General features: G+C 72.4%; 15 protein-coding genes. 12 read left to right on the forward strand and 3 right to left on the reverse strand.

Annotated features, from left to right (window positions below; all coding sequences use genetic code 11):
* Positions 1–5: 5 nt before the first annotated feature.
* From HUO13_RS05375 to HUO13_RS05390, 4 genes are read left to right on the forward strand one after another with little or no spacing between them, the layout of a single operon-like run.
* On the forward strand, positions 6–515 hold the full coding sequence (locus HUO13_RS05375) for a hypothetical protein (RefSeq protein ID WP_211900374.1): 510 nt from the start codon (positions 6–8) through the stop codon (positions 513–515).
* The gene (locus HUO13_RS05380; RefSeq protein WP_211900375.1) at positions 502–2,181 is read left to right on the forward strand and encodes a M48 family metallopeptidase; all 1,680 of its coding nucleotides are present in this window, start codon (positions 502–504) and stop codon (positions 2,179–2,181) included. Before HUO13_RS05375 ends, HUO13_RS05380 begins: the two co-directional genes overlap by 14 nt.
* 31 nt (positions 2,182–2,212) lie before the next feature.
* Positions 2,213–3,040 carry a uroporphyrinogen-III synthase gene (locus HUO13_RS05385; protein WP_249124465.1) on the forward strand — a complete coding sequence of 276 codons (828 nt, stop codon included), beginning with the start codon at positions 2,213–2,215 and terminating at the stop codon, positions 3,038–3,040.
* 50 nt (positions 3,041–3,090) lie between these two features.
* Positions 3,091–3,378, forward strand: coding sequence for an MGMT family protein (locus tag HUO13_RS05390; protein WP_009946604.1), 288 nt, complete (start codon positions 3,091–3,093; stop codon positions 3,376–3,378).
* Between the two features lie 48 nt (positions 3,379–3,426).
* Here HUO13_RS05390 and HUO13_RS05395 read toward each other — a convergent pair whose 3' ends face one another.
* A complete protein-coding gene (locus tag HUO13_RS05395) occupies positions 3,427–4,407 on the reverse strand; it encodes a chitinase (protein ID WP_211900377.1) in 981 nt (326 codons plus the stop codon).
* A gap of 198 nt (positions 4,408–4,605) precedes the next feature.
* Between HUO13_RS05395 and HUO13_RS05400 the strand changes: the two genes are divergently transcribed.
* The 3 genes from HUO13_RS05400 to HUO13_RS05410 all read left to right on the forward strand — a co-directional run bounded on the left by HUO13_RS05400 (position 4,606) and on the right by HUO13_RS05410 (position 11,758).
* On the forward strand, positions 4,606–7,782 hold the full coding sequence (locus HUO13_RS05400) for an ATP-dependent helicase (protein ID WP_249124466.1): 3,177 nt from the start codon (positions 4,606–4,608) through the stop codon (positions 7,780–7,782).
* Entirely contained in the window at positions 7,779–11,015 is a 3,237-nt protein-coding gene (locus HUO13_RS05405) for an ATP-dependent helicase (RefSeq protein ID WP_211900378.1), read from the forward strand. The genes HUO13_RS05400 and HUO13_RS05405 overlap by 4 nt, the downstream gene beginning before the upstream one ends.
* A gap of 131 nt (positions 11,016–11,146) precedes the next feature.
* Positions 11,147–11,758 carry a hypothetical protein gene (locus tag HUO13_RS05410; protein WP_211900379.1) on the forward strand — a complete coding sequence of 204 codons (612 nt, stop codon included), beginning with the start codon at positions 11,147–11,149 and terminating at the stop codon, positions 11,756–11,758.
* A 151-nt stretch (positions 11,759–11,909) separates the two neighbouring features.
* Here the strand turns inward: HUO13_RS05410 and HUO13_RS05415 are convergent, their stop codons facing one another.
* Positions 11,910–12,446, reverse strand: a complete 537-nt coding sequence (locus tag HUO13_RS05415) for a hypothetical protein (RefSeq protein WP_211900380.1) — start codon at positions 12,444–12,446, stop codon at positions 11,910–11,912.
* 183 nt (positions 12,447–12,629) lie between these two features.
* Here HUO13_RS05415 and HUO13_RS05420 point away from each other — a divergent pair, with 183 nt between their 5' ends.
* Together HUO13_RS05420 and HUO13_RS05425 are read left to right on the forward strand one after the other, a co-directional pair.
* Positions 12,630–13,721 (forward strand): potassium channel family protein, encoded by a 1,092-nt coding sequence (locus HUO13_RS05420; RefSeq protein WP_211902670.1) that lies wholly within the window; start codon positions 12,630–12,632, stop codon positions 13,719–13,721.
* Positions 13,722–13,764: 43 nt separating this feature from the next.
* Positions 13,765–14,217, forward strand: coding sequence for a hypothetical protein (locus HUO13_RS05425; protein ID WP_211900381.1), 453 nt, complete (start codon positions 13,765–13,767; stop codon positions 14,215–14,217).
* 61 nt (positions 14,218–14,278) lie between these two features.
* Here the strand turns inward: HUO13_RS05425 and HUO13_RS05430 are convergent, their stop codons facing one another.
* Positions 14,279–15,334, reverse strand: a complete 1,056-nt coding sequence (locus HUO13_RS05430; protein ID WP_211900382.1) for a neutral zinc metallopeptidase — start codon at positions 15,332–15,334, stop codon at positions 14,279–14,281.
* A 396-nt stretch (positions 15,335–15,730) separates the two neighbouring features.
* On the opposite strand from HUO13_RS05430, the gene HUO13_RS05435 reads away from it, so the two are divergent.
* The 3 genes from HUO13_RS05435 to HUO13_RS05445 all read left to right on the forward strand — a co-directional run bounded on the left by HUO13_RS05435 (position 15,731) and on the right by HUO13_RS05445 (position 18,599).
* Entirely contained in the window at positions 15,731–17,389 is a 1,659-nt protein-coding gene (locus HUO13_RS05435; RefSeq protein ID WP_249124467.1) for a DUF2207 family protein, read from the forward strand.
* A 299-nt stretch (positions 17,390–17,688) separates the two neighbouring features.
* Entirely contained in the window at positions 17,689–18,072 is a 384-nt protein-coding gene (locus HUO13_RS05440) for a hypothetical protein (RefSeq protein ID WP_249124468.1), read from the forward strand.
* A 17-nt stretch (positions 18,073–18,089) separates the two neighbouring features.
* Entirely contained in the window at positions 18,090–18,599 is a 510-nt protein-coding gene (locus tag HUO13_RS05445; protein ID WP_249124469.1) for a DUF3558 domain-containing protein, read from the forward strand.
* Positions 18,600–18,640: the final 41 nt, after the last annotated feature.

The raw sequence follows: 18,640 nt of genomic DNA on the forward strand, positions 1-18,640 counted from the left end.
GCAGGGTGGGGACACGCACACCGGAGCAGCGGCTGGTCGCGGCGCTCGCCAGGAGCGCGGTGGAAGCCGCCGCGCCCGACGAGCTACCGCTGTTCGAGGAGACCTGCGACGAGTACCTGCGGCGGCCGGCCCGCGGCGACCGCGGATTCGACGACCCGCTGGGCTTCGGACTCGACACCGCGCTGTCGGTGCTCACCTTCGGAGCGCTCGCTGCCGCGCAGTCGGCCGCAGTCTTCGTCGCGCTGGAGGTCCGGTCGTCGGTTCGCGAGGAGTCCTCGTCGACGATCCGGGCCTGGACCAAGCGGCTCTTCCGGCGGCTGCAACCACCGGACGACGTCGCGGGTGCGGCGGAGTCCGCGGAGGTCGAGGTGCCGGCCCTGACACCGGAGCAGCTGCGCAGGGTGCGGGAACACGCCTACGAGCAGGCGCGGGCGTTCCACGTGCCGCGCCGGGAGGCCGGGATCATGGCCGACGCGATCGTGGGACGTCTCAGCCTGCCCGATGAGGCCGAGTAGCCGGGGCGACGAGAGGTCGCTGGCTTTCCTGCTGCCGTCCGGCACGTTGCTGCGGTTCGTCGTACTGCTGGTGTGCGTCATCACGACGACGACCCGGACCGCCGATTCCTACGTCCTCGCCAAGCTGACTCGTGGTTGGGGTGAGGGCGGACCGGGCTGCTTCCAGGTCTGGTCGCGCTACGTCCGGGCCATCAGGGACGTGGACGGGGCGGCGATCGGGGCGCTGGTGGACGAGCACCGCGAGTGCTTCTTCGCGCCGAACCCGCTGCCGCTGCCGACTCCGCTGTCCGTGCTGCTGGTCCTCGTGGTTCTGGTGCTGTGCCAGTACTTCCTGGCCCCGGCGCTGAGGACCCGCCGTCGCAGGCTGGTGCGCCTGCGGCTGGACGACGTCCCCGACCTGCGCCGCACGCTGCGGGAGTGCTGCGCGCTGGCCGGTGTCCGGGTCACCTTCCTGCTGGACGTGCTGAATCCGCGCGTGGGTGGTGTCGCGTTCGGCCTCCCCGGGCGCCGGTACGTGGCGCTCAACCGCGGTCTGCTGGTGCTGGCTGGGCGGGATCCGGAGGCGTTCCGGGCGATCGTCCTCCACGAACTGGCCCACGTCCGCAACCGCGACATCGACCTCACCGCGCTGACGCTGGCCGTGTGGCGGTCGTTCGTCTTCGGGGTGCTGGTGCCGGTCGGGGTGCTGCTGGTGTTCGACGACGACTTCGCCGGGAGCTACAACCCCTGGCTGACCGGCTGGCAGTTGCTCCTGACCGCGGGGATCGCGCTCCTGGTGCGGAACTCCGTGCTGCGCAGCCGTGAGTACTACGCGGACCTTCGCTCGGTGCACTGGGCCGGTAGCCCGGCCGGACTGCTCGGTGTGCTCGACCGCAAGGACCACGACCGGTGGGCGCACCGGTTGCTGCGCCTGCACCCGAGCCCCGCCGAGCGCAGAGACGCGGTCAACGGCTGGCACCCGCTGCTGAAGTCCACCGCGGCCGAGTTCCTGTTGCTCGGCATGGTCGCCGGGCTGGGCTGGCCGACCGTGCTCCAGCAGCTCGCCCTGCCGGAGCTGTTGGCCGAGGAGGTGCGGTACACGGGGTGGCAGCTCGCCGCGCTCACCGTCCCCGTCGGCCTCGTGCTCTCGCTCGCGGTGTGGCGGTCGGTGCTGTTCGCCCGGATGAGCCGCGGGAGGAGCCGGGCCACGGCCTTGGGCACTGCCTTCGCGGCGGGCTTGGTGCTCGGTGTCGCGCTCACGCCGGTGGACTCCGCGCTCGGGCTCTTCCCGCTGGCCGTGGAATGGGAGCTGGAACTGCTGTGGTGCTTCGCGGTGGTCGGCGGGTGCTGGCTGACGACCGGGTGGATCGCGCTCACCGCGGCTGCGTGGGCGAGGGTGACGTGGGCACCGCCGGCCCCGGTGGTCGCGGTGCTCGGCGCCTCGGTCGGAGCCGCCCTTCTGACGAGCTGGTTGGCGCCGCTGCTGCGTGCGCGCCTGCCGCTCCAGACCGCCGAGACCCCCGCGCTGCCCATGGTGCACCGGGCGCTCGTGGACCTGGGCGCGCAGCTCGATCCGGCCACCGCCGTCGGGCGGTATCTGCTCGCCGCCTCGGTGGTCGTTGTCGGGTTCCCGCTGCTGGGGTCCGTGACCGGCGTGGGCCTCCGGGTCGCGGATAGGAAACGGTGAACCGCGGGTACCGATGTGTGACGATGTCGGGGTGCATGACGAACAACAACCCCTGACCGGCTTCACCGTGGGGGTCACCGCGGAGCGCAAGGCGGAGGAGATCGGGGCGCTGCTGTCCCGCCGCGGTGCCCGCGTGCTGTACGGGGCCGCCATGCACACGGTGCCGCTGCCGGAGGACGGCGAGCTCGCCTCGGCCACCGAGGAGGTGCTGTCCGCACCGGTCGACATCGCGATCGCGATCACCGGTGTCGGTTTCCGGGGCTGGCTGGAGGCCGCCGAGGCCAACGGCGTGCGCGACCGGCTCGTCGAGCACCTGCGGTCGGCGACGCTGCTGGCGCGCGGCGCCAAGGCCAAGGGCGCGGTCCGGGGCGCCGGGCTGGTCGAGGAGTGGACGTCCCCAGCGGAGGAGTCGGCCGAGGTGCTCGAACACCTGCTGGCTCGCGGCGTCTCGGGCGCCCGGATCGTCCTGCAGGTCCACGGCGACCCGATGCTGCGCTTCCAGTCGGAGCTGCGCGACGCGGGAGCGGAGGTCCTGCCGGTCACCGTGTACCGCTGGACCGACCCGCTCGACCTGCCCGCGCTGGACGACCTCATCGACGCGGTGCTGGCGGGCGAGGTCGACGCGCTGCCGTTCACCAGCGCCCCGGCCGCGACGAACCTGCTGAACCGGGCCGACCGCACCGGGCGCGGCGAGCGGTTCCGCGAGGCGTTGCGGGAGAAGGTGTTCATCGCCTGCGTCGGTCCGGTGACCGCGGCCCCGATCGCGGCCGCGGGCCTGCCCTACGTGATGCCCGACCGGGCCCGCACCGGGTCGCTGGTGCGGCTGGTCGCCGAGGAACTGCCCAGGCTCGCCCGCTGACGTCGACGCCCTCGGCTGCCTCGGTCGGTCGCCGCCGGTACCTTCGGCTCGTGGACGAGGAAACCCTGGAGCAGGTCCGGTCCGTCGTCGCCGCCATCCCGCCGGGGAAGGTGCTCTCCTACGGCGACGTCGCCGAGCTCGCCGGGCTGCGCTCGGCCAGGCTCGTGGGCCGCATCATGGCCGAGGACTCCGCCGACCTGCCTTGGCACCGGGTGCTGCGGGCCAACGGCACCGTCGCCGAGCACCTGCGCAGCAGGCAGCTCGAGCTGCTGCGCGCCGAGGGCGTGCTGGCCGACGGCGCGCGCATCGACATGCGCCAGTACCGCTGGGGCGGCTGAGCGGGGCCCTCCGGCGGCGGCGCGACCGCCGGAGAGCCCGGTGCGGCGTCAGCCCTGGAAGCCCGCCACGATCTTGGTGAAGTCCCACGCCTGCTGGTCGATGCCGCCGCAGGAGTCGGGGGCGCCGTCGCACGGACGGTCGCGGTTGACCGACCAGAAGCTCAACCGGCCGAGGCCCTTCTCCTTGGCGTAGTCGGCCATCTTCTGGAACGCGGCCTGGTCGACGGTCTCACCGGTGTCGGACTTGCCGTTCATCGACGAGATGCCCGCGTGCGCGTAGGCGGTCGCGTCGTCGTAGCCGAACGCGTTCTTGAGGTGGGCGACCAGGCCCTCGGTGGAGGTGATGGTGTCGGCCGCCATGTCCCCGCCGCCGAAGTTGAACGGCATCTGCGTCCAGACGTCGACGTCCGATCCGATCTGGGCGGCCTTGTCGATCATCCGCTTGCCGACGTCGTTCGGGCCGTTGACCAGCGTCGGGAATGTCAGGACGGTCTGCAGGCCGGGGTTGGACTCCTTGACGATCTTCAGCGCCTCGAGAACCCGGGTCTGCGACGCGTCGTTCTCGAACTCGGTCGCCTCGATGTCGACGTCGATGGCCTTGAGCCCGTAGGCGTCGATGACCTTCTGGTATGCGGCGGCCAGCGACTGCGAGTCCTGGCAGACCTCACCGAGCTTGCTGCCGGAGTAGCCGCCGATGGACGGGATGACGTCGCCGCCCGCGCCGCGGATCGCGTCGATGGTGGCCTTGTCCTGCCCGTCCAGCGGGCGGTTGCCGTCCCACGCGGGGTTGCAGGTGCCGTCGGCCAGGATGAAAGCGAGGGTGAAGTTCTTGATGCCGGACGCGCTCATCACGTCAGTCGGGCTCGGCGGGTTTCCCCAGCCGTTGTAGAGGTACGGCGAGGCGCTGACCACGCCCGCCGCCTCGGTTTCGGGGGTGCTGAGCGCGGGGACGGCGGTCATGGTGACCGCGCACGCCGCCGCCACGCCGGTTCCGGCCCATGCCAGCAGGTTCTTCCTGATCTTGCCCACGTGTCCTCCTACGGGATCGCAGTGGTTCGGGGTGTCACGGGACGGGGGAGTTCCGTGATGACCATGGACGCTGGCACGGGTTCAAATTGGTTTGTACCACCAAAAGCCGTACTTAAGATTCACCTGAGGAAGATCTAGTGCGGCGCGTCTGACCTGCCCGTCAACCGTCCTGTCGGGGCGGCATGATTCGATCGGCCCGTGCCTCCCGCGTCCGCACCAGTGCTCGTGCGCCGCGCCGGCTCCGACCGGCCGCGGCCGGTCTGGGACGCCGCCGGACGGCGGGTACTGGAAAGCGACGGCGGATTCCTGCGGGTGCTGGGCGGTCCGGGGACGGGCAAGAGCACGCTGATCGCCGAGGTCGCCGCCGACCGGATCCGCAACGGCGGAGTCGCGCCGGAGAACGTGCTCGTGCTGTGCGCGAGCCGGCGCGCCGCCGCGCGGACGCGCGCCGAGATCACGCGGCGCCTGACCGCCTCCGACGGCGGCCTGCGCACCGCGCCCGAGCCGCTGGTGCGCACCGTGCACTCCTACGCGTTCGCAGTGCTGCGGTTGCAGGCCGTGCGCGAGCAGCTGCCCGCGCCCCGGCTTCTCAACGGTCCCGACCAGGACGCGCTGGTACGCGACCTCCTGCAAGGCGACCTGGAAGAGGGCGCGCCGGACTGGCCGGAGGCGTTGCGCCCGGCGCTGAGCGTGCCCGGATTCGCCGAAGAGCTGCGGGACCTGCTTCTGCGCGCCGCCGAACGCGGCGTGGGGCCGGACGGGCTGGTCGAGCTCGGCCGCCGCCACGACCGGCCGGAGTGGGTCGCCGCCGGACGTTTCGCGAGGCAGTACGAGCAGGTCACGCTGCTGCGCGGCGGCGGTGACGCGGCGGGCATGGACGCCGCCGAGCTGGTCTCGTCGGCGCTGCTGGCCTTCGACACCGACCCCGACCTGCTGCACGTCGAACGGCAGCGGGTGCGCCACCTGCTCGTCGACGACGCCCAGCACCTCGACCCGCAGCAGTACTGGCTGCTCCAGCGCCTCGGCGCGACGGCGGCCGAGTTCGTGCTGGCGGGTGATCCCGACCAGGCGGTCTTCACCTTCCGCGGCGCCGATCCGGGCAGCGTGCGCGACGCCGACCCCGACGGCGGCAACACCGTCGTGCTCACCGTCGACCACCGGATGTCCAAGGCGGTCCGCTCCGCCGTGCAGCGGCTGGCGGAGCGGTTGCCCGGCGCCGGGCCGCAGCGCAGGCTCGCCGAACCCGAGGACTGCCCCGGCGGCTCGGTGCAGGTCAGGCTGCACGCGTCCGAGGCGCAGGAGGCGGCGTGGGTCGCCGACCAGCTCCGCCGCGCACACCTGCTGGACGGGGTGCCGTGGTCGGACATGGCGGTGGTGGTGCGCTCCACCGGGCTCTCGTTGCCGGTGCTGCGCAGGGCTCTGCTGGCGGCGAGCGTGCCGCTGGTGCTGCCGGTGGACGACCTGCCGCTCGCTCAGCGCACCGCGGTCCGCCCGCTGCTGACGCTGTTGCGCTGCGCGGGCCGCCCGACGGCGCTCGACCCGGACTCCGCCGCCGAGCTGCTGGCGTCGTCGCTCGGCGGCGCCGACCCGCTCGCGCTGCGCAGGCTGCGCCGCGGCCTGCGCCGCCTGGAGCTGGCCGCGGGCGGCAGCCGCTCCAGCGGCGACCTGCTGGTGGAGGTGCTGCGCGGCGACGACGCGTTGGCGGCGCTCGACGACTCCTCGGCCGGACCGGCCCGCAAGGTCGCGCACCTGCTCAAGGTCGCGCGCGAGGCGGTCGACGACGGCAGGTCGGTCGAGGAGGTGCTGTGGCGCGTCTGGCAGGCCGCCGGGTTGCAGCAGCGCTGGCTCGCCGTCGCCGAGCGCGGTGGTGTCACCGGCGCGCAGGCCGACCGCGACCTCGACGCGGTGGTCTCGCTGTTCGAGGCGGCGGCGCAGTACGTCGACCGGCTCCCCGGCGCCGACATCGCGGGCTTCGCCGACTACCTGACCGGCCAGCAGATCGCGGGCAGCTCGCTGGCGCCGTCGGCCCCGAAGGAGAACGCGGTCTCGGTGCTCACCGCGCACGCGGCCGCCGGCCAGGAGTGGGAGGTCGTGGCGATCCCCGGCGTGCAGGAGGGCACCTGGCCCGACCTGCGGTTGCGCGGTTCGCTGCTGGGCGTGGAGCGGCTGGTCGACGTGCTGTCCGGAGTGGACGCCGCCGACCGGGTCTCGGCGACCGCGCCGCTGCTGGCCGAGGAGCGCAGGCTGCTGCTGGTGGCGGCCAGCCGCGCGCGCGGCGGCCTGCTGGTCAGCGCGGTGCGCGGTGAGGACGAGCAGCCGTCCCGGTTCCTCGACGAGCTGGAGGGCGTGGTCAGCGACCCGGACTCCGCCGAGCGCCCGATCGCCCGGCCGGAGCGCGGCCTGGTGCTGGCCGAGCTGGTCGGCGAGCTGCGGCAGGTGGTGTGCGACGTGGAGGCCCCCGCGCGCCGGCGGGAGCGCGCGGCGGCGCAGCTCGCGCGGCTGGCCGACGCCGGTGTGCCCGGCGCGCACCCGGACGCCTGGTACGGCCTGCCCCCGAGCTCCTGCGAGAGCCCGCTGGTGGAAGGCGACGAGCCGGTGCGGGTGTCACCATCCACTGTGGACACCCTGTCGAAGTGCCCGTTGCGCTGGATGGCCGAGCGCCACGGCGGCCAGGACGCCGCGGAACTGGCGTCGGTGACCGGCACCCTGGTGCACGCGCTGGTGCAGGCGGCCGCCGACGGCGCCACCGAGGAGCAGCTCCACCGCGCGCTGGACGAGGCGTGGGAGTCGGTCGACGCCGGAGCGCCGTGGTTCTCGCGCAAGGAGCGCGCCCGGGTCGAGCGGATGATCGAGTCCTTCCAGGCGTGGCTGGTCGCCTCGCGCGCCGAGCTGACCCAGGTCGGCGTCGAGAAGGACCTGGACCTGACCATCGAGGGACGCGACGGCGGGCCGTGGCTCCGGCTGCGCGGGCGGGTGGACCGCCTGGAGGCCGACGGCGAAGGGCGTCCGGTGGTCGTCGACGTCAAGACCGGCAAGACCCCCGTGAGCAAGAACGACGCGGAGGAGCACCCGCAGCTCGCGGTCTACCAGCTCGCCGCGGCGCTGGGCGCCTTCGACGACGGCGGCCGGACCGAACCCGGCGGCGCGCGGCTGCTGTACGTGGCAAAGCCCGAGGCGCGTACCGGTGCCGCGACCGAGCGGGTCCAGCGGGGGCTGGACGGCGACCGCGTCCGGGTCTGGCTCGACGTCGTCCACGACGCGGCCGCCTCCAGCGTCGGCCCCGCCTACGTCGCCAGCGAGAACGCCGACTGCCCGCGCTGCCCGGCGCGGACCTGCTGCCCGGTGCACCCGGCCGGAAGGCAGGTCGGCCAGTGATCGCACCGCAGCGGATCGCGCACGCCCTCGGGCTGCATCCGCCGACGCCGGAGCAGGCCGAGGTCATCGCGGCACCGCCGGAACCGGCGCTGGTCGTCGCCGGTGCGGGAGCGGGCAAGACCGAGACGATGGCAGCCCGCGTGGTGTGGCTGGTGGCCAACCGGCTGGTCACCCCGGAGCGGGTGCTCGGCCTGACCTTCACCCGCAAGGCCGCCAGGCAGCTCGCCGACCGGGTGCGTGCGCGGCTGCGCAGGCTGGCAGGTTCCGGTCTGCTCGACGAGGTCGACCCGAGCGGTGAGCTGCGGTCGACCGTGCTGGCCGGGGAACCGACGGTGCTGACCTACCACGCCTACGCGGGCAGGCTCGTCGGCGAGCACGGGCTGCGCGTGCCGGTCGAGCCGGGCGCGCGCCTGCTCACCGAGACCGCGGCGTGGCAGCTCGCGCACCGAGTGGTGTCCACCTGGACCGAGGACCTCGACACCGACAAGGTCCCCTCCACCGTGACCGGCTACCTGCTCTCGCTGGCCGGGGAGCTGGCCGAGCACCTGGTGCGCCCGGACGACCTGCGCGCCCACGCCGATGCGCTGTGCAGGACGATCGAGAACGCGCCGAGGGCCAAGCGGCAGAAGGCCGACCTGCCCAAGGACCTGCAGAAGGTTGTGGCGACCCAGCGCCTGCGCGTCGCGCTGCTGCCGCTGCTGGCCGAGTATGCGCAGCGCAAGCGGCGGGAAGCCGCGATGGACTTCGCCGACCAGATGTCCCTGGCCGCCGGGCTCGCCGCCGAGCACCCGGAGGTCGTGGCGGGGGAGCGCGAGCGCTTCGGCGCGGTGCTGCTCGACGAGTACCAGGACACCGGCCACGCCCAGCGCGTCCTGCTGCGCTCCCTGTTCGGGCAGGGCAGGACGATGCCGGTGACCTCGGTGGGCGACCCCGCGCAGGCCATCTACGGCTGGCGCGGCGCGAGCGCGGCCAACCTGCCCCGCTTCACCACCGACTTCCCGAAGGACTCGATGGCCCCGGCGCGCCGCTACGGGCTGCTGACCAGCTTCCGCAACCCGCCCGAGGTGCTGCGGGTGGCCAACGCGGTCTCCGCGCCGTTGCGCGAAGCCGGACTGGAGGTCGAGGAGCTGCGCGCCAAGGACGGTGCGGAGGCCGGTGACATCCGCGTCGCGCTGGCGGAGGACGTCCGCCAGGAGCGGGACTGGGTTGCCGACCGGATCGCGGCGCAGTGGCACGCGGCCCTCGACGAGACCGGCCGCCCGCCGACCGCGGCGGTGCTGGTGCGCCGTCGAGCCGACATGGCGGACCTCGCGGCGGCGTTGCGGGACCGCGGACTCCCGGTCGAGGTGGTGGGGCTGGGCGGCCTGCTCGACGAGGCCGAGGTCCGCGACCTGGTGAGCGCGCTGCGCATGCTGGTCGACCCGCTGGCGGGAACGGCCGCGATGCGCCTGCTGACCGGGTCGCGGTGGCGGCTCGGCGCCGCCGACATCGCCGCGCTGTGGGACCGGGCGAGGGAGCTGGGCGAGCGGGCCTTCGGCGCACCGGAGTCCGACGACCCGGCTGCCGCGGTGGCCGCGGCGCTGCCGGGCGAGCACGCCGAGCAGGCCGGTCTGGTCGACGCGCTCGACGACCCGGGCAACGCCGAGCGGTACTCCGAGCCGGGCTACCAGCGCATCCGGCGGCTGGGCCGGGAGCTCGCGAATCTCCGTCGCAGGCTGGAGCAGCCGCTGCCGGAGCTGGTGGCCGACGTCGAACGCACGCTGCTGCTGGACATCGAGAGCCTGTCCCGGCCGGGTGGTGCGGGCCGCATCCACCTCGATGCCTTCGCCGACGTGGTGACCGACTTCGCCACCGCGAGCCCGTCGGCGACGCTGCCCGCGCTGCTGGACTACCTCGCCGCCGCCGAACGCGCCGAGGACGGCCTGGAACCGGGCGAGGTGGAGGTCGCCGACGACCGCGTCCAGGTGCTGACCGTCCACGCCGCGAAGGGCCTGGAGTGGGAGGTCGTCGCCGTCCCGCACCTGGTGCGCGACGTCTTCCCCGGCAAGCGGAAGGCTTCATCGTGGCTGCGTGCGGTCACCGAGCTGCCCGCGCGGCTGCGCGGTGACGCCAAGGACCTGCCGCGCCTGGACCTCGACCGGCTGCAGGGCATGGACCGCAAGGAGATCGTCGAGGCGCTGGAGGCCCACGACGAGGAGTTCGAGGACCGCAGGCTCACCGAGGAGCGCAGGCTCCTCTACGTCGCGGTGACGCGCTCGGAACGGGCGCTGCTGCTCTCCGGTCACTGGTGGGCCGAAGGCGGGGACAAGCCCAAGGGGCCGTCGGACTTCCTGTTGCACCTGGCCGAAGTCGTCAAGTCGCCCGATGTCGGTGTCGTGGAGCAGTGGTCTCCGCAGCCCCCGGAAGACGCGCCGAACCCGCTGGCCGAAGCCGTTCGCAGCGCACAGTGGCCGGTGGATCCGCTGGGTGCCCGGCGGGATGCCGTCGCGGAGGGCGCGAACCTGGTGCTCGCGGCGCTGGACGCGGTGGACTCCGCGGCGCCCGACGAGGAGGACGAGGACGGCTGGGCCCGCGACGTCGACGTGCTGCTCGCCGAGCGCGCCGCCGCCGCGCGCCGCCGCGACCAGGTCCGGCTGCCCGAGCACCTGTCGGTGAGCCAGCTCGTCGAGCTCGCCGACGACGCCGACGCGCTGGCCAGGAAGCTGCGCAGGCCGCTGCCCTACCCGCCGAACCCGATGACCCGGCGCGGCACGGCCTTCCACTCCTGGCTGGAGCACCGCTTCACCTCCACCGCGCTGCTGGACTTCGACGAGCTCCCGGGCGCCGCCGACGAGTCGGCGACCCCGCACGACGACCTCGAGGTGCTGCAACAGGCGTTCCTGGCCGGTTCGTGGGCCGACCGCACCCCGCACCGCGTCGAGGTGCCGTTCGAGACGCAGGTCGAGGGGGTCGTGGTCCGCGGACGGATGGACGCGGTGTTCGCCGACCCGGACGGCGGCTGGACCGTCGTCGACTGGAAGACCGGTGCGGTACCGGCTGGCGACCAGGTGCGCGCGCTGTCGGTCCAGCTCGCCGCCTACCGGCTGGCGTGGTCGGCGCTTTCCGGCGCACCGCTGGAAAAAGTCCGGGCCGCCTTCCACTACGTGCGCCACGACCGCACGCTGCGCCCGGCGGACCTCCTCGACGCGGAGGGGCTGCGCGAGCTCCTGCGTTCGGTGCCGGCGGCGGAATAGGGCGGTGCTGACCGGGAACGGACCGTGAATCGTTCGGATCGCTTTCCCGGACAGGCGAAAACAGAGAAATGAGTACACGTTCGTGTGGCGCGGCTTGAGATCGCCGGTCGCGGAAGACCAACATTCGCGCCGTGCAGAACAAAGAGTGGAAGCTGAAGACTCCGCCGGACACCGAAGTGGCCGTGGCCGAGGACGTTCTCGGCATGCGCGTGCCGCTGGTCCGGGTGCGCCGCGACGGCGGCGGCGGCTGGTCCTTCTTCGGCCCCGGCGACGAGGAAGGCCCCACCAAGCGGACCGTCCTCAGCGCGGTGGTCGGGGCGTGGCCGCACGTCAGCGCGCTGGCCGAGCTGGAGGCGGGCTCGGTCGCGGTGTGGTCGTGGACCCAGCACGGCTGGACCGGCGAGTTCGAGTGCAGGTGCGGCGAGTGCCAGCAGCCGGTCGCGGCCGACCTGGACCGCAAGACGTGGCCGTCGGATCTGCACCCCCACCACATCGTCAGCGTGGAGCAGACGGCGCTGTCCGGCCAGGTCGTGCTCGCCGACATCATCTCCACCGAAGGCGGCATCGCCCTGCTCGGGCCCGGCGAGCACCGGCGGACCAGCGAGAAGATGACTCCGGTCGCGGTGGCCAACGTCATCCGCCGCTGGCCGCACACGATGCACGCGCTGCGCGCGCTCAACGAGGGGCGCGGCATGCGGTGGAACTCCGAGGGCATGGCCTGGCACGAGTACGTGATCGCCTAGTGACGACGTCGGGGACCCCGGCGCAGCGGGGTCCCTCCACCGCGGTCGGCGTTTCCCGTTGCGGGAACGGCAAGTCCGGCCGCGGCTCCTGTCGGCCCGTTCCCCTGTTCGCGGGCGTTGCGCGGCCGGGCGGCGGACGGTGTTCCTGCCGTCAGCAGCCGGTGTTCTCCGCCGGGTGGTGGTGCCGCTCGAGCACCCTGGAATACAGCACTTCCAGCAGCCAGCGGCCGAAAAGCGACGAACCGAACTCCCGCGACCGGTCCTCCGGTCGCAGCACCAGCTCGGCCGGGCCGACCGGTCCGGCGTTGACCGCGCCGATTCCGTAGTAGTCCAGCTCGACCATCCGCCACGGCTTGTACGGGTGGTCGTGGGGGAGCACCACCGCGCAGGGCGCGAGCGTCATCAGCGTGCCGCAGGCGCGCACCGCGTGCCGGGCCTTGGCGACCGGCACCATGATCCCCAGCAGGTGCACCGCCGCGAGCGGCAGGTGGTCGTGCATGCTCGGCTCGGACCAGGAGCGGAACCAGGTCGGGTTGAGCTCGGGTTCCCAGCCGTTGTCGGTGCGCCACCGGTGGACGTCCGGGCGGATCCTGGCCACAGCGGCGAAGCGGGCGCCGAGCACTTCGACGTCCGGAATGAGATGCCCTTCCCACCCGAGGGCGGTAGCCGCGTGCTCCAGGTGCTGCACGGCAGCATGGTAATCCGCAGGGCACCTTCGTATACAAGTCCGGTCGTTCCGGGGTGCGGAAGACGTCTCCGAAGAAGTGCGCTCCCGCTGCACCGGCCGGGACCCGAGAAGTTACTGTCGCGGCGTGACCGACCACCGAACCCGCCTCCCGGAGCAAGGGTCATGAGCCCACGCGGCCGTGGGATGCGGGCCAACCCGTTCATCGTCGGGCGGTCCGACGACGAGTCCGCCGTCGACCGGCTGACCAGCAGGCCCGACCACGCGCTGGTCGGCGTGATCCGGATGCCGGAGGCCACCAGCAGTCCGGTGCAGTCGATCGTCCGCCGCGTCATCGGGGCGATGCTCGCGCTGGCCGCCAGCGTGCTGATCGTCTACCTCGACCGCGACGGCTACCGGGACGCCGCGGGCGGCGAGCTGAGCCTGCTCGACTGCATCTACTACGCCACGGTGTCGCTTTCCACGACGGGCTACGGTGACATCACGCCGGTCAGCCCGGAGGCGCGGCTGGTCAACGTCCTGATCATCACGCCGTTGCGGGTGCTGTTCCTGATCGTGCTGGTCGGTACCACGCTGGAGGTGCTCACCGAGCGCTCCCGGCAGGCTTTCAAGATCCAACGCTGGAGGTCCAGGGTGCGCGACCACGTGGTCGTCATCGGATACGGAACCAAGGGCCGTTCGGCGGTCAAGGCGCTGCTCGGCGACGGCCTCGAACCGGGCCGCATCGTGGTCGTCGACACCGACCACACCGCGCTGGAGGCGGCGTCCTCGCTCGGCCTGGTCACCGTCAACGGGTCGGGCACCCGCTCCGACGTGCTGCGCGTGGCGGGCATCCCGCGGGCGCGGGCCATCGTCGTCGCGCCCGCCCGCGACGACACCGCGGTGCTGGTGACGCTGACCGCGCGCGAGCTGGCGCCCAAGGCGCAGCTGGTGGCGGCGGTGCGGGAGGCCGAGAACGTGCACCTGCTGCGGCAGTCGGGCGCGGACTCGGTCGTGGTGTCCAGCGAGACCGCGGGCCGGCTGCTCGGCATGGCCACCACGACGCCGTCGGTGGTGGAGATGTTCGAGGACCTGCTCACCCCGGACGTCGGGCTCGCGATCGCCGAGCGCGACGTCGAGCCGGGGGAGGTGGGCGGTTCGCCGCGGCACCTCTCCGACATCGTGCTCGGTGTCGTGCGCGACGGGCAGCTCTACCGCGTGGACGCGCCGGAGGCCGATGCCATCGAGCAGGGCGACCGCCTGCTCTACGTGAAGAAGGTCAGCCCGGCCGATCGCTGACGACGACGGCGCGCGGGCGCCCCGATCTGGGAATATCGGTGTTGTGGGTAGGCGACGAGGTTCGGCATCGGTTGCGCTGATCCTGCTCGTCCTGGGCGTGCTCGGGATGGCGGTGGTCGTGCTCACCGGATGGCCCGCGTCGGTGCCGGTCGCCAGCGAGGCAGCCGTGCGGACGCGGCCGGTCAAGGCCACCGTGATCAGCTCGGAGCCGTGCGGCGCCCGCACCTCCGGTGACGTCGTCGAGGTCACCGTCGACGGCCGGACCACGCGGGCGCGCCTCGACGGCTGCGGTCACACGGCGGGCCAGCAGCTGGACGTGCGGGTGCCGGTCGACCCGGGCAGCGACTTCGTGGTCCGCCCCGCATCCGAGGGCGACTCGGAATCCGGCGCCGAGGCGCCGGCCCAGCGGCTGGTCTGGGTGCTGGCGACTCTGGCGGGCGTCGCGGGCGGCGGCTACGGGCTCCTGGTGCGCCCCCGCTCCGCCGTCGTGGGCTAGCGCGCTTTCTGCGGTTGCACGGGCTCGGTTCGTCCCGCTCCCCGTTTCCGCTCACCGGCCGTCAGTCGACGTCGGAGGCCGCGGCCAGCCAGGTGTTGCACTCGGTGATGCGGTTCTTGCTGAAGCCCTGCTCGACCCACGCCTTGTTGGTCGCGGTGCTGCCGTGGTCGGGCTGCTTGTTGTACTCGTCGCCGCGGTTGGAGGAGTCCTCCAGCGCCGGGAAGATGTAGTCGTTGCTGACCCCGCCGTTCTGCAGCGCGGCCAGCGTCATCCCCTCGAAGCACGTCGCCTGCAGCTCAGAACGCCGGGTCAGCTCCAGTCCGGCGGGGGTCTCGTAGCCGCCCGCGTTGTAGGTCGCGTCGCCGTAGGCGCTGTTGATCCCGCTCATCCCCTGGATGGCGTGGCCGAACTCGTGGGCGAACTGGCCCAGGTAGACACCGGCGTCGACGCGTTCCTCGACCTCGGAGTAATACCGGGCGGTCATGTAGATCGTGTGGTTGCCGGGGCAGTACATCGCGGTCTGGTTCCACGACCGCGTACCGCACGGACTGTCGATGTCCGAGCCGGTCGTGACGACCGTCGGCGTCTGCGCAGGCAGGTTCGCCGCCTCCAGCGCGGGTGTCCACGCGGCCATCAGGCACGGCAGCGCCGCCTGGTAGAAGGCGTCCTGCGACGCCACGTCGGTGGAGAAGGAGGGCAGGTCGCACGAGGTGTTCACGGCGCCGTTGCCCTCGAGGTTGAGCGGGTTGTCGCCGAGCGCGGAAACCGGCTGCGGGCTGCCGCCGGTGTCGAACCCGTCACTGGTCGACGACTCGGTCTCGCTGCTGTCGGTGGTCGAGGTCTCCGACGAGGAGGTCTCGGAGCTGGTGGTCTCGCTGGAGCTGGTGTCGTCGTAGTCCGATGCGCTGCTGGAGGAGCTGTAGGACACCGCGACCATGCCGATGGTTCCCACGCCGAGCAGGAAGACGGCGGCGAGCACGACCGCGACGATGGCGCCGGTGTTCTTCTTCGGCGGGCGCGGACCGAAGTGCTGCGGCGGGAACTGCGGCGGGCCGCCCGGCGGCGGCATCATCGGCGCACCCGGCTGCTGCGGCGGCGCCGCGTAGGGCCTGCTCATCGGCTGGGTCGCGGACGGCGGCGGGAGAGGGCGCCGCGCGGGAGGCGGCGCGACCGGACGCCGCGGCGGCGCAGCGCCCTGCGGCGGTTGCTGCCGGGGGCCGGGCTGGTGAGGGCCGGGCTGGTGGGGACCGGCTTGCTGCTGAGGGCCGGCATGCTGGTGAGGACCGGGTCGTTGCTGGGGCCCGGGTCGCTGCGGAGGCCACGGCGGCGGCTGCGTCATGGGCGGTCGACCCCCGAACACCCGAGCCCGGCGCCCGGGCGGGGAAAGTGTCTTATGTGGACGGTGCGGCGCGTGCTGGTCAGCGCTCGTGGGTCCGTCATCGCCCGAAGTACCCCTTGCCTGTTGCGCCGATTGCGCCGCCGAGCTTAGCCGTGGAGCGCTATCGTGCGGGCCGTGTTCAGAAAACGGGGGCTGACGTCCTTCGCCGTGGCACTGACCGCGACTCTGCTCGGCCTGCTGCCGGGAACCGCATTCGCGCAGGAACAACCGGTGGAAGGGCTGCCGGGCACGGTCTCCAGCGATGTCGACATGAAGCTGGAGCGCGACGGGAGGCTCTCGGTCACCGAGCGGATCACCGTCCCCGAAGGTGCTCCCGTGCACCGCAGGATTCCGTTGCGCCAGCCAGCGGGCAGCGGTAGCGAGCGGGTCTTCACCGTGAGCGACGCCCGCGTCGACGGCCCCGGAACCGTCGACAGCGCTGACCGCGAGCTGGCGGTCACCCTGCGTCCTGGCGTGTCCACCCTGGCCTACGTCGTCGGCGGTGCGGTCGCCGACGCCGGTGACGTGCAGGACGTGCGGTGGCAGGTCTCGGGCGGCTGGGACGTCCCGGTCGACCGGGTCGAGGTGTCGTCGTTCCTGTCACCGAAGGTGCCGCAGGGCATCGAGTGCCTTGCGGGCGAGGTCGGCACCACCGACCAGTGCGACCGCTTCGAGATCAGCCACACCCAGTCCGTCCGTGCGCTCACCTTCGGCCTGGCGCCGGGAGAACGCGTCGACCTGCTGCTGAAGCTGCCTGCGGGCACTGTGCCGGCGAACGCGGTGGTGGAGGAGGGTTTCAGCTTCGCGCACGCGTTCTCGCTGACCCCGGCGACCGGCGCAGGCCTGACCGGCATCGGGCTCCTGCTCGTCGGTGGGTTCGGGCTGCTCTGGTACACGAGGGGCCGCGACGTGCGGCTGCTGGCGGGCGACGCGGGTCCCGTCGAGGTGCTGATGACCGACTCGCGCGGCGGTGTCACCTTCGCCTCGCCCGACGGCGTGCTGCCGGGCCAGATCGGCACCGTGATCGACGAACGCGTGGACGTCGTCGACGTCACCTCGACGGTTGTCGACCTGGCGGTGCGCAACTACCTGTGGATCGAGGAGCAGGCGGTCGACGGCAGCGACTGGCGGATCGTGGCCGTCAACGCCCCCGACGACTCGCTGCGCCCGTACGAACGCGCGGTGCACGAACTGGTGCTGCCGCACGGACGCGGCGAAGTCCGCCTCTCCCAACTGCGCGGGCTCCGGCTCGCCGCGGTGCGCGAACACCTCTACACCGACGTCGTGGACAAGGGCTGGTTCGCCCGGCGGCCCGATGCCGAGCGGAACCTGTTCTGGTGGGGCGGTATCGGTCTCACCGCGGGTGGCGTGGCGCTGACGGCGGTGCTGGCACTGACGAGTTCGCTGGCGCTGCTGGGAGTCGGCGTCGTGCTCGGCGGCATCGCGATGACCTTCGGTGCGCGCCTGATGCCCGCGCGCACCGAGCGCGGCAGCGCGCTGGTGGCGCAGGTGCGCGGGCTGCGCGACTACCTGCACGGCGTGCCGGCGGAGTCGCTGCCGGTCACCGACCGGGAAACGGTGTTCTCCCGCTCGCTGCCCTACGCCGTCGTGCTCGGTGAAGCCGAGCGCTGGCTGGAGGAGTTCGCCGAGCTCGACCCGGGCGCCGACGGCACGCCGGGCCTGTACTGGTACGGGGAGTTCGCCGAGGACGGCCACGTCGTGCCGAACCTGCGGCGCTTCCGGTCCGGGTTCCCGCGCTTCGTCGCAGCCCTCAACTCCGCGTTCGGCAGGTAGCGCACATTCTTCTGATCTTGAAATGCCGTTCCCGGAATCTTGCGCCACGCGAAAAATCAACTACGGGTAATAGTGGTTGATCGCCGTTGCCGCCCTTTTCGTTACGCGTTCGTCCAACCGTGTGACAAGAACCCGCCGATTTCCCGCCATCCCGCCCCTGCGGCGGCCTGACCAGCGGTAACAGTTTGACGGGAACCGTTCCCGCGCCTTCGTCGTCAAGCTAGTGTGTCTTGGGTTGCTGGGGAGATCAGGACAGTCCGAGGGGGCTGGGGATGACAAGCGCAGAGCAGGTCGGCTTCGTGGCCGCGAAAGAGGGCCTGGCCGCGATCGGCAAGCAGACGGCCTGGATCAAGGAGCAGTCCGCCGCGGGCAGGCTCGCCCTCGACCCCGAGGCGGCCGAGAAGGCCGCCAAGCACTGCGAGGAGGAGATCCGGGTGCTGGGTCAGATCCTCAAGGATTCTCGTCAGATCAGCCGCGTGTCCGGTCTGGGCGACTACCCGGACGGCAAGCAACTGGCAAAGCGGTTCGAGGACAAAGCCGAATCGGGCGCCGGTGCGTCGCAGCTGATCATCGACATGCAGAAGGAACTGGAGAAACAGGCCGAAGCGTTCCGCGCGGCGGCGAAGGACTACCTGGTGACCGACGAACAGATCTCTCAGGACTTGCAGCGAGGTATCCAGTGAGTGTGCTTTCCCGGACAGTGATCGTGGCCATCGCCGGTTGCGGTTTGCTCGGTATGACCGCCTGCGGCGGAGGTTCAGCGAGCAACGAGCCTGTGCCCACGTCCAAGGCGGTGGGCTCCGGGTTGGCGAGCTTCGACACCTGTGCCTTCCTCGGCGAAGAAGAGTTGAGTGCAGCGGGCGTGAGTGGTCCTGGAAAGCCGGAGACGCAGCTCAGTTTCGAGCCGGGATGCGCCTACGAGGGTGCGGACCGGTTCGTAACCCTCTACAAGAACCAGGAACAGACCGTCGACTCGTATCGGACCGGCGGCAATTGGACGAAGTACGAGCCGGTCACGGTTGCAGGGCGGAACGCGGCGCGGGCCATCGAGGCGGGGGGCCAGGAAGATCTCGGCTGCACCGTTCTGGTGGATGCCGGAGGAGGAGTCGTGCTTTACGACGTCCAGGGGATCATGGCGGGCAAGGTCGCCGACCCGTGCGCCGAGGCGGAGAAGATTGCCAACCAGACCGCATCAAGGCTGCCGAAGTAGGCGAGGTATGCGGTGAGCGGGCATTCGCGAAGGTTCGGAGT

Source organism: Saccharopolyspora erythraea (assembly GCF_018141105.1).
Lineage (GTDB): Bacteria > Actinomycetota > Actinomycetes > Mycobacteriales > Pseudonocardiaceae > Saccharopolyspora_D > Saccharopolyspora_D erythraea_A.

Coding starts and splice junctions, on each gene's coding strand:
- HUO13_RS05380 (WP_211900375.1), top strand. CDS start 502: ATGAGGCCGAGTAGCCGGGGCGACGAGAGGTCGCTGGCTTTCCTGCTG.
- HUO13_RS05420 (WP_211902670.1), top strand. CDS start 12,630: ATGCGGGCCAACCCGTTCATCGTCGGGCGGTCCGACGACGAGTCCGCC.
- HUO13_RS05430 (WP_211900382.1), bottom strand. CDS start 15,334: ATGAGCAGGCCCTACGCGGCGCCGCCGCAGCAGCCGGGTGCGCCGATG.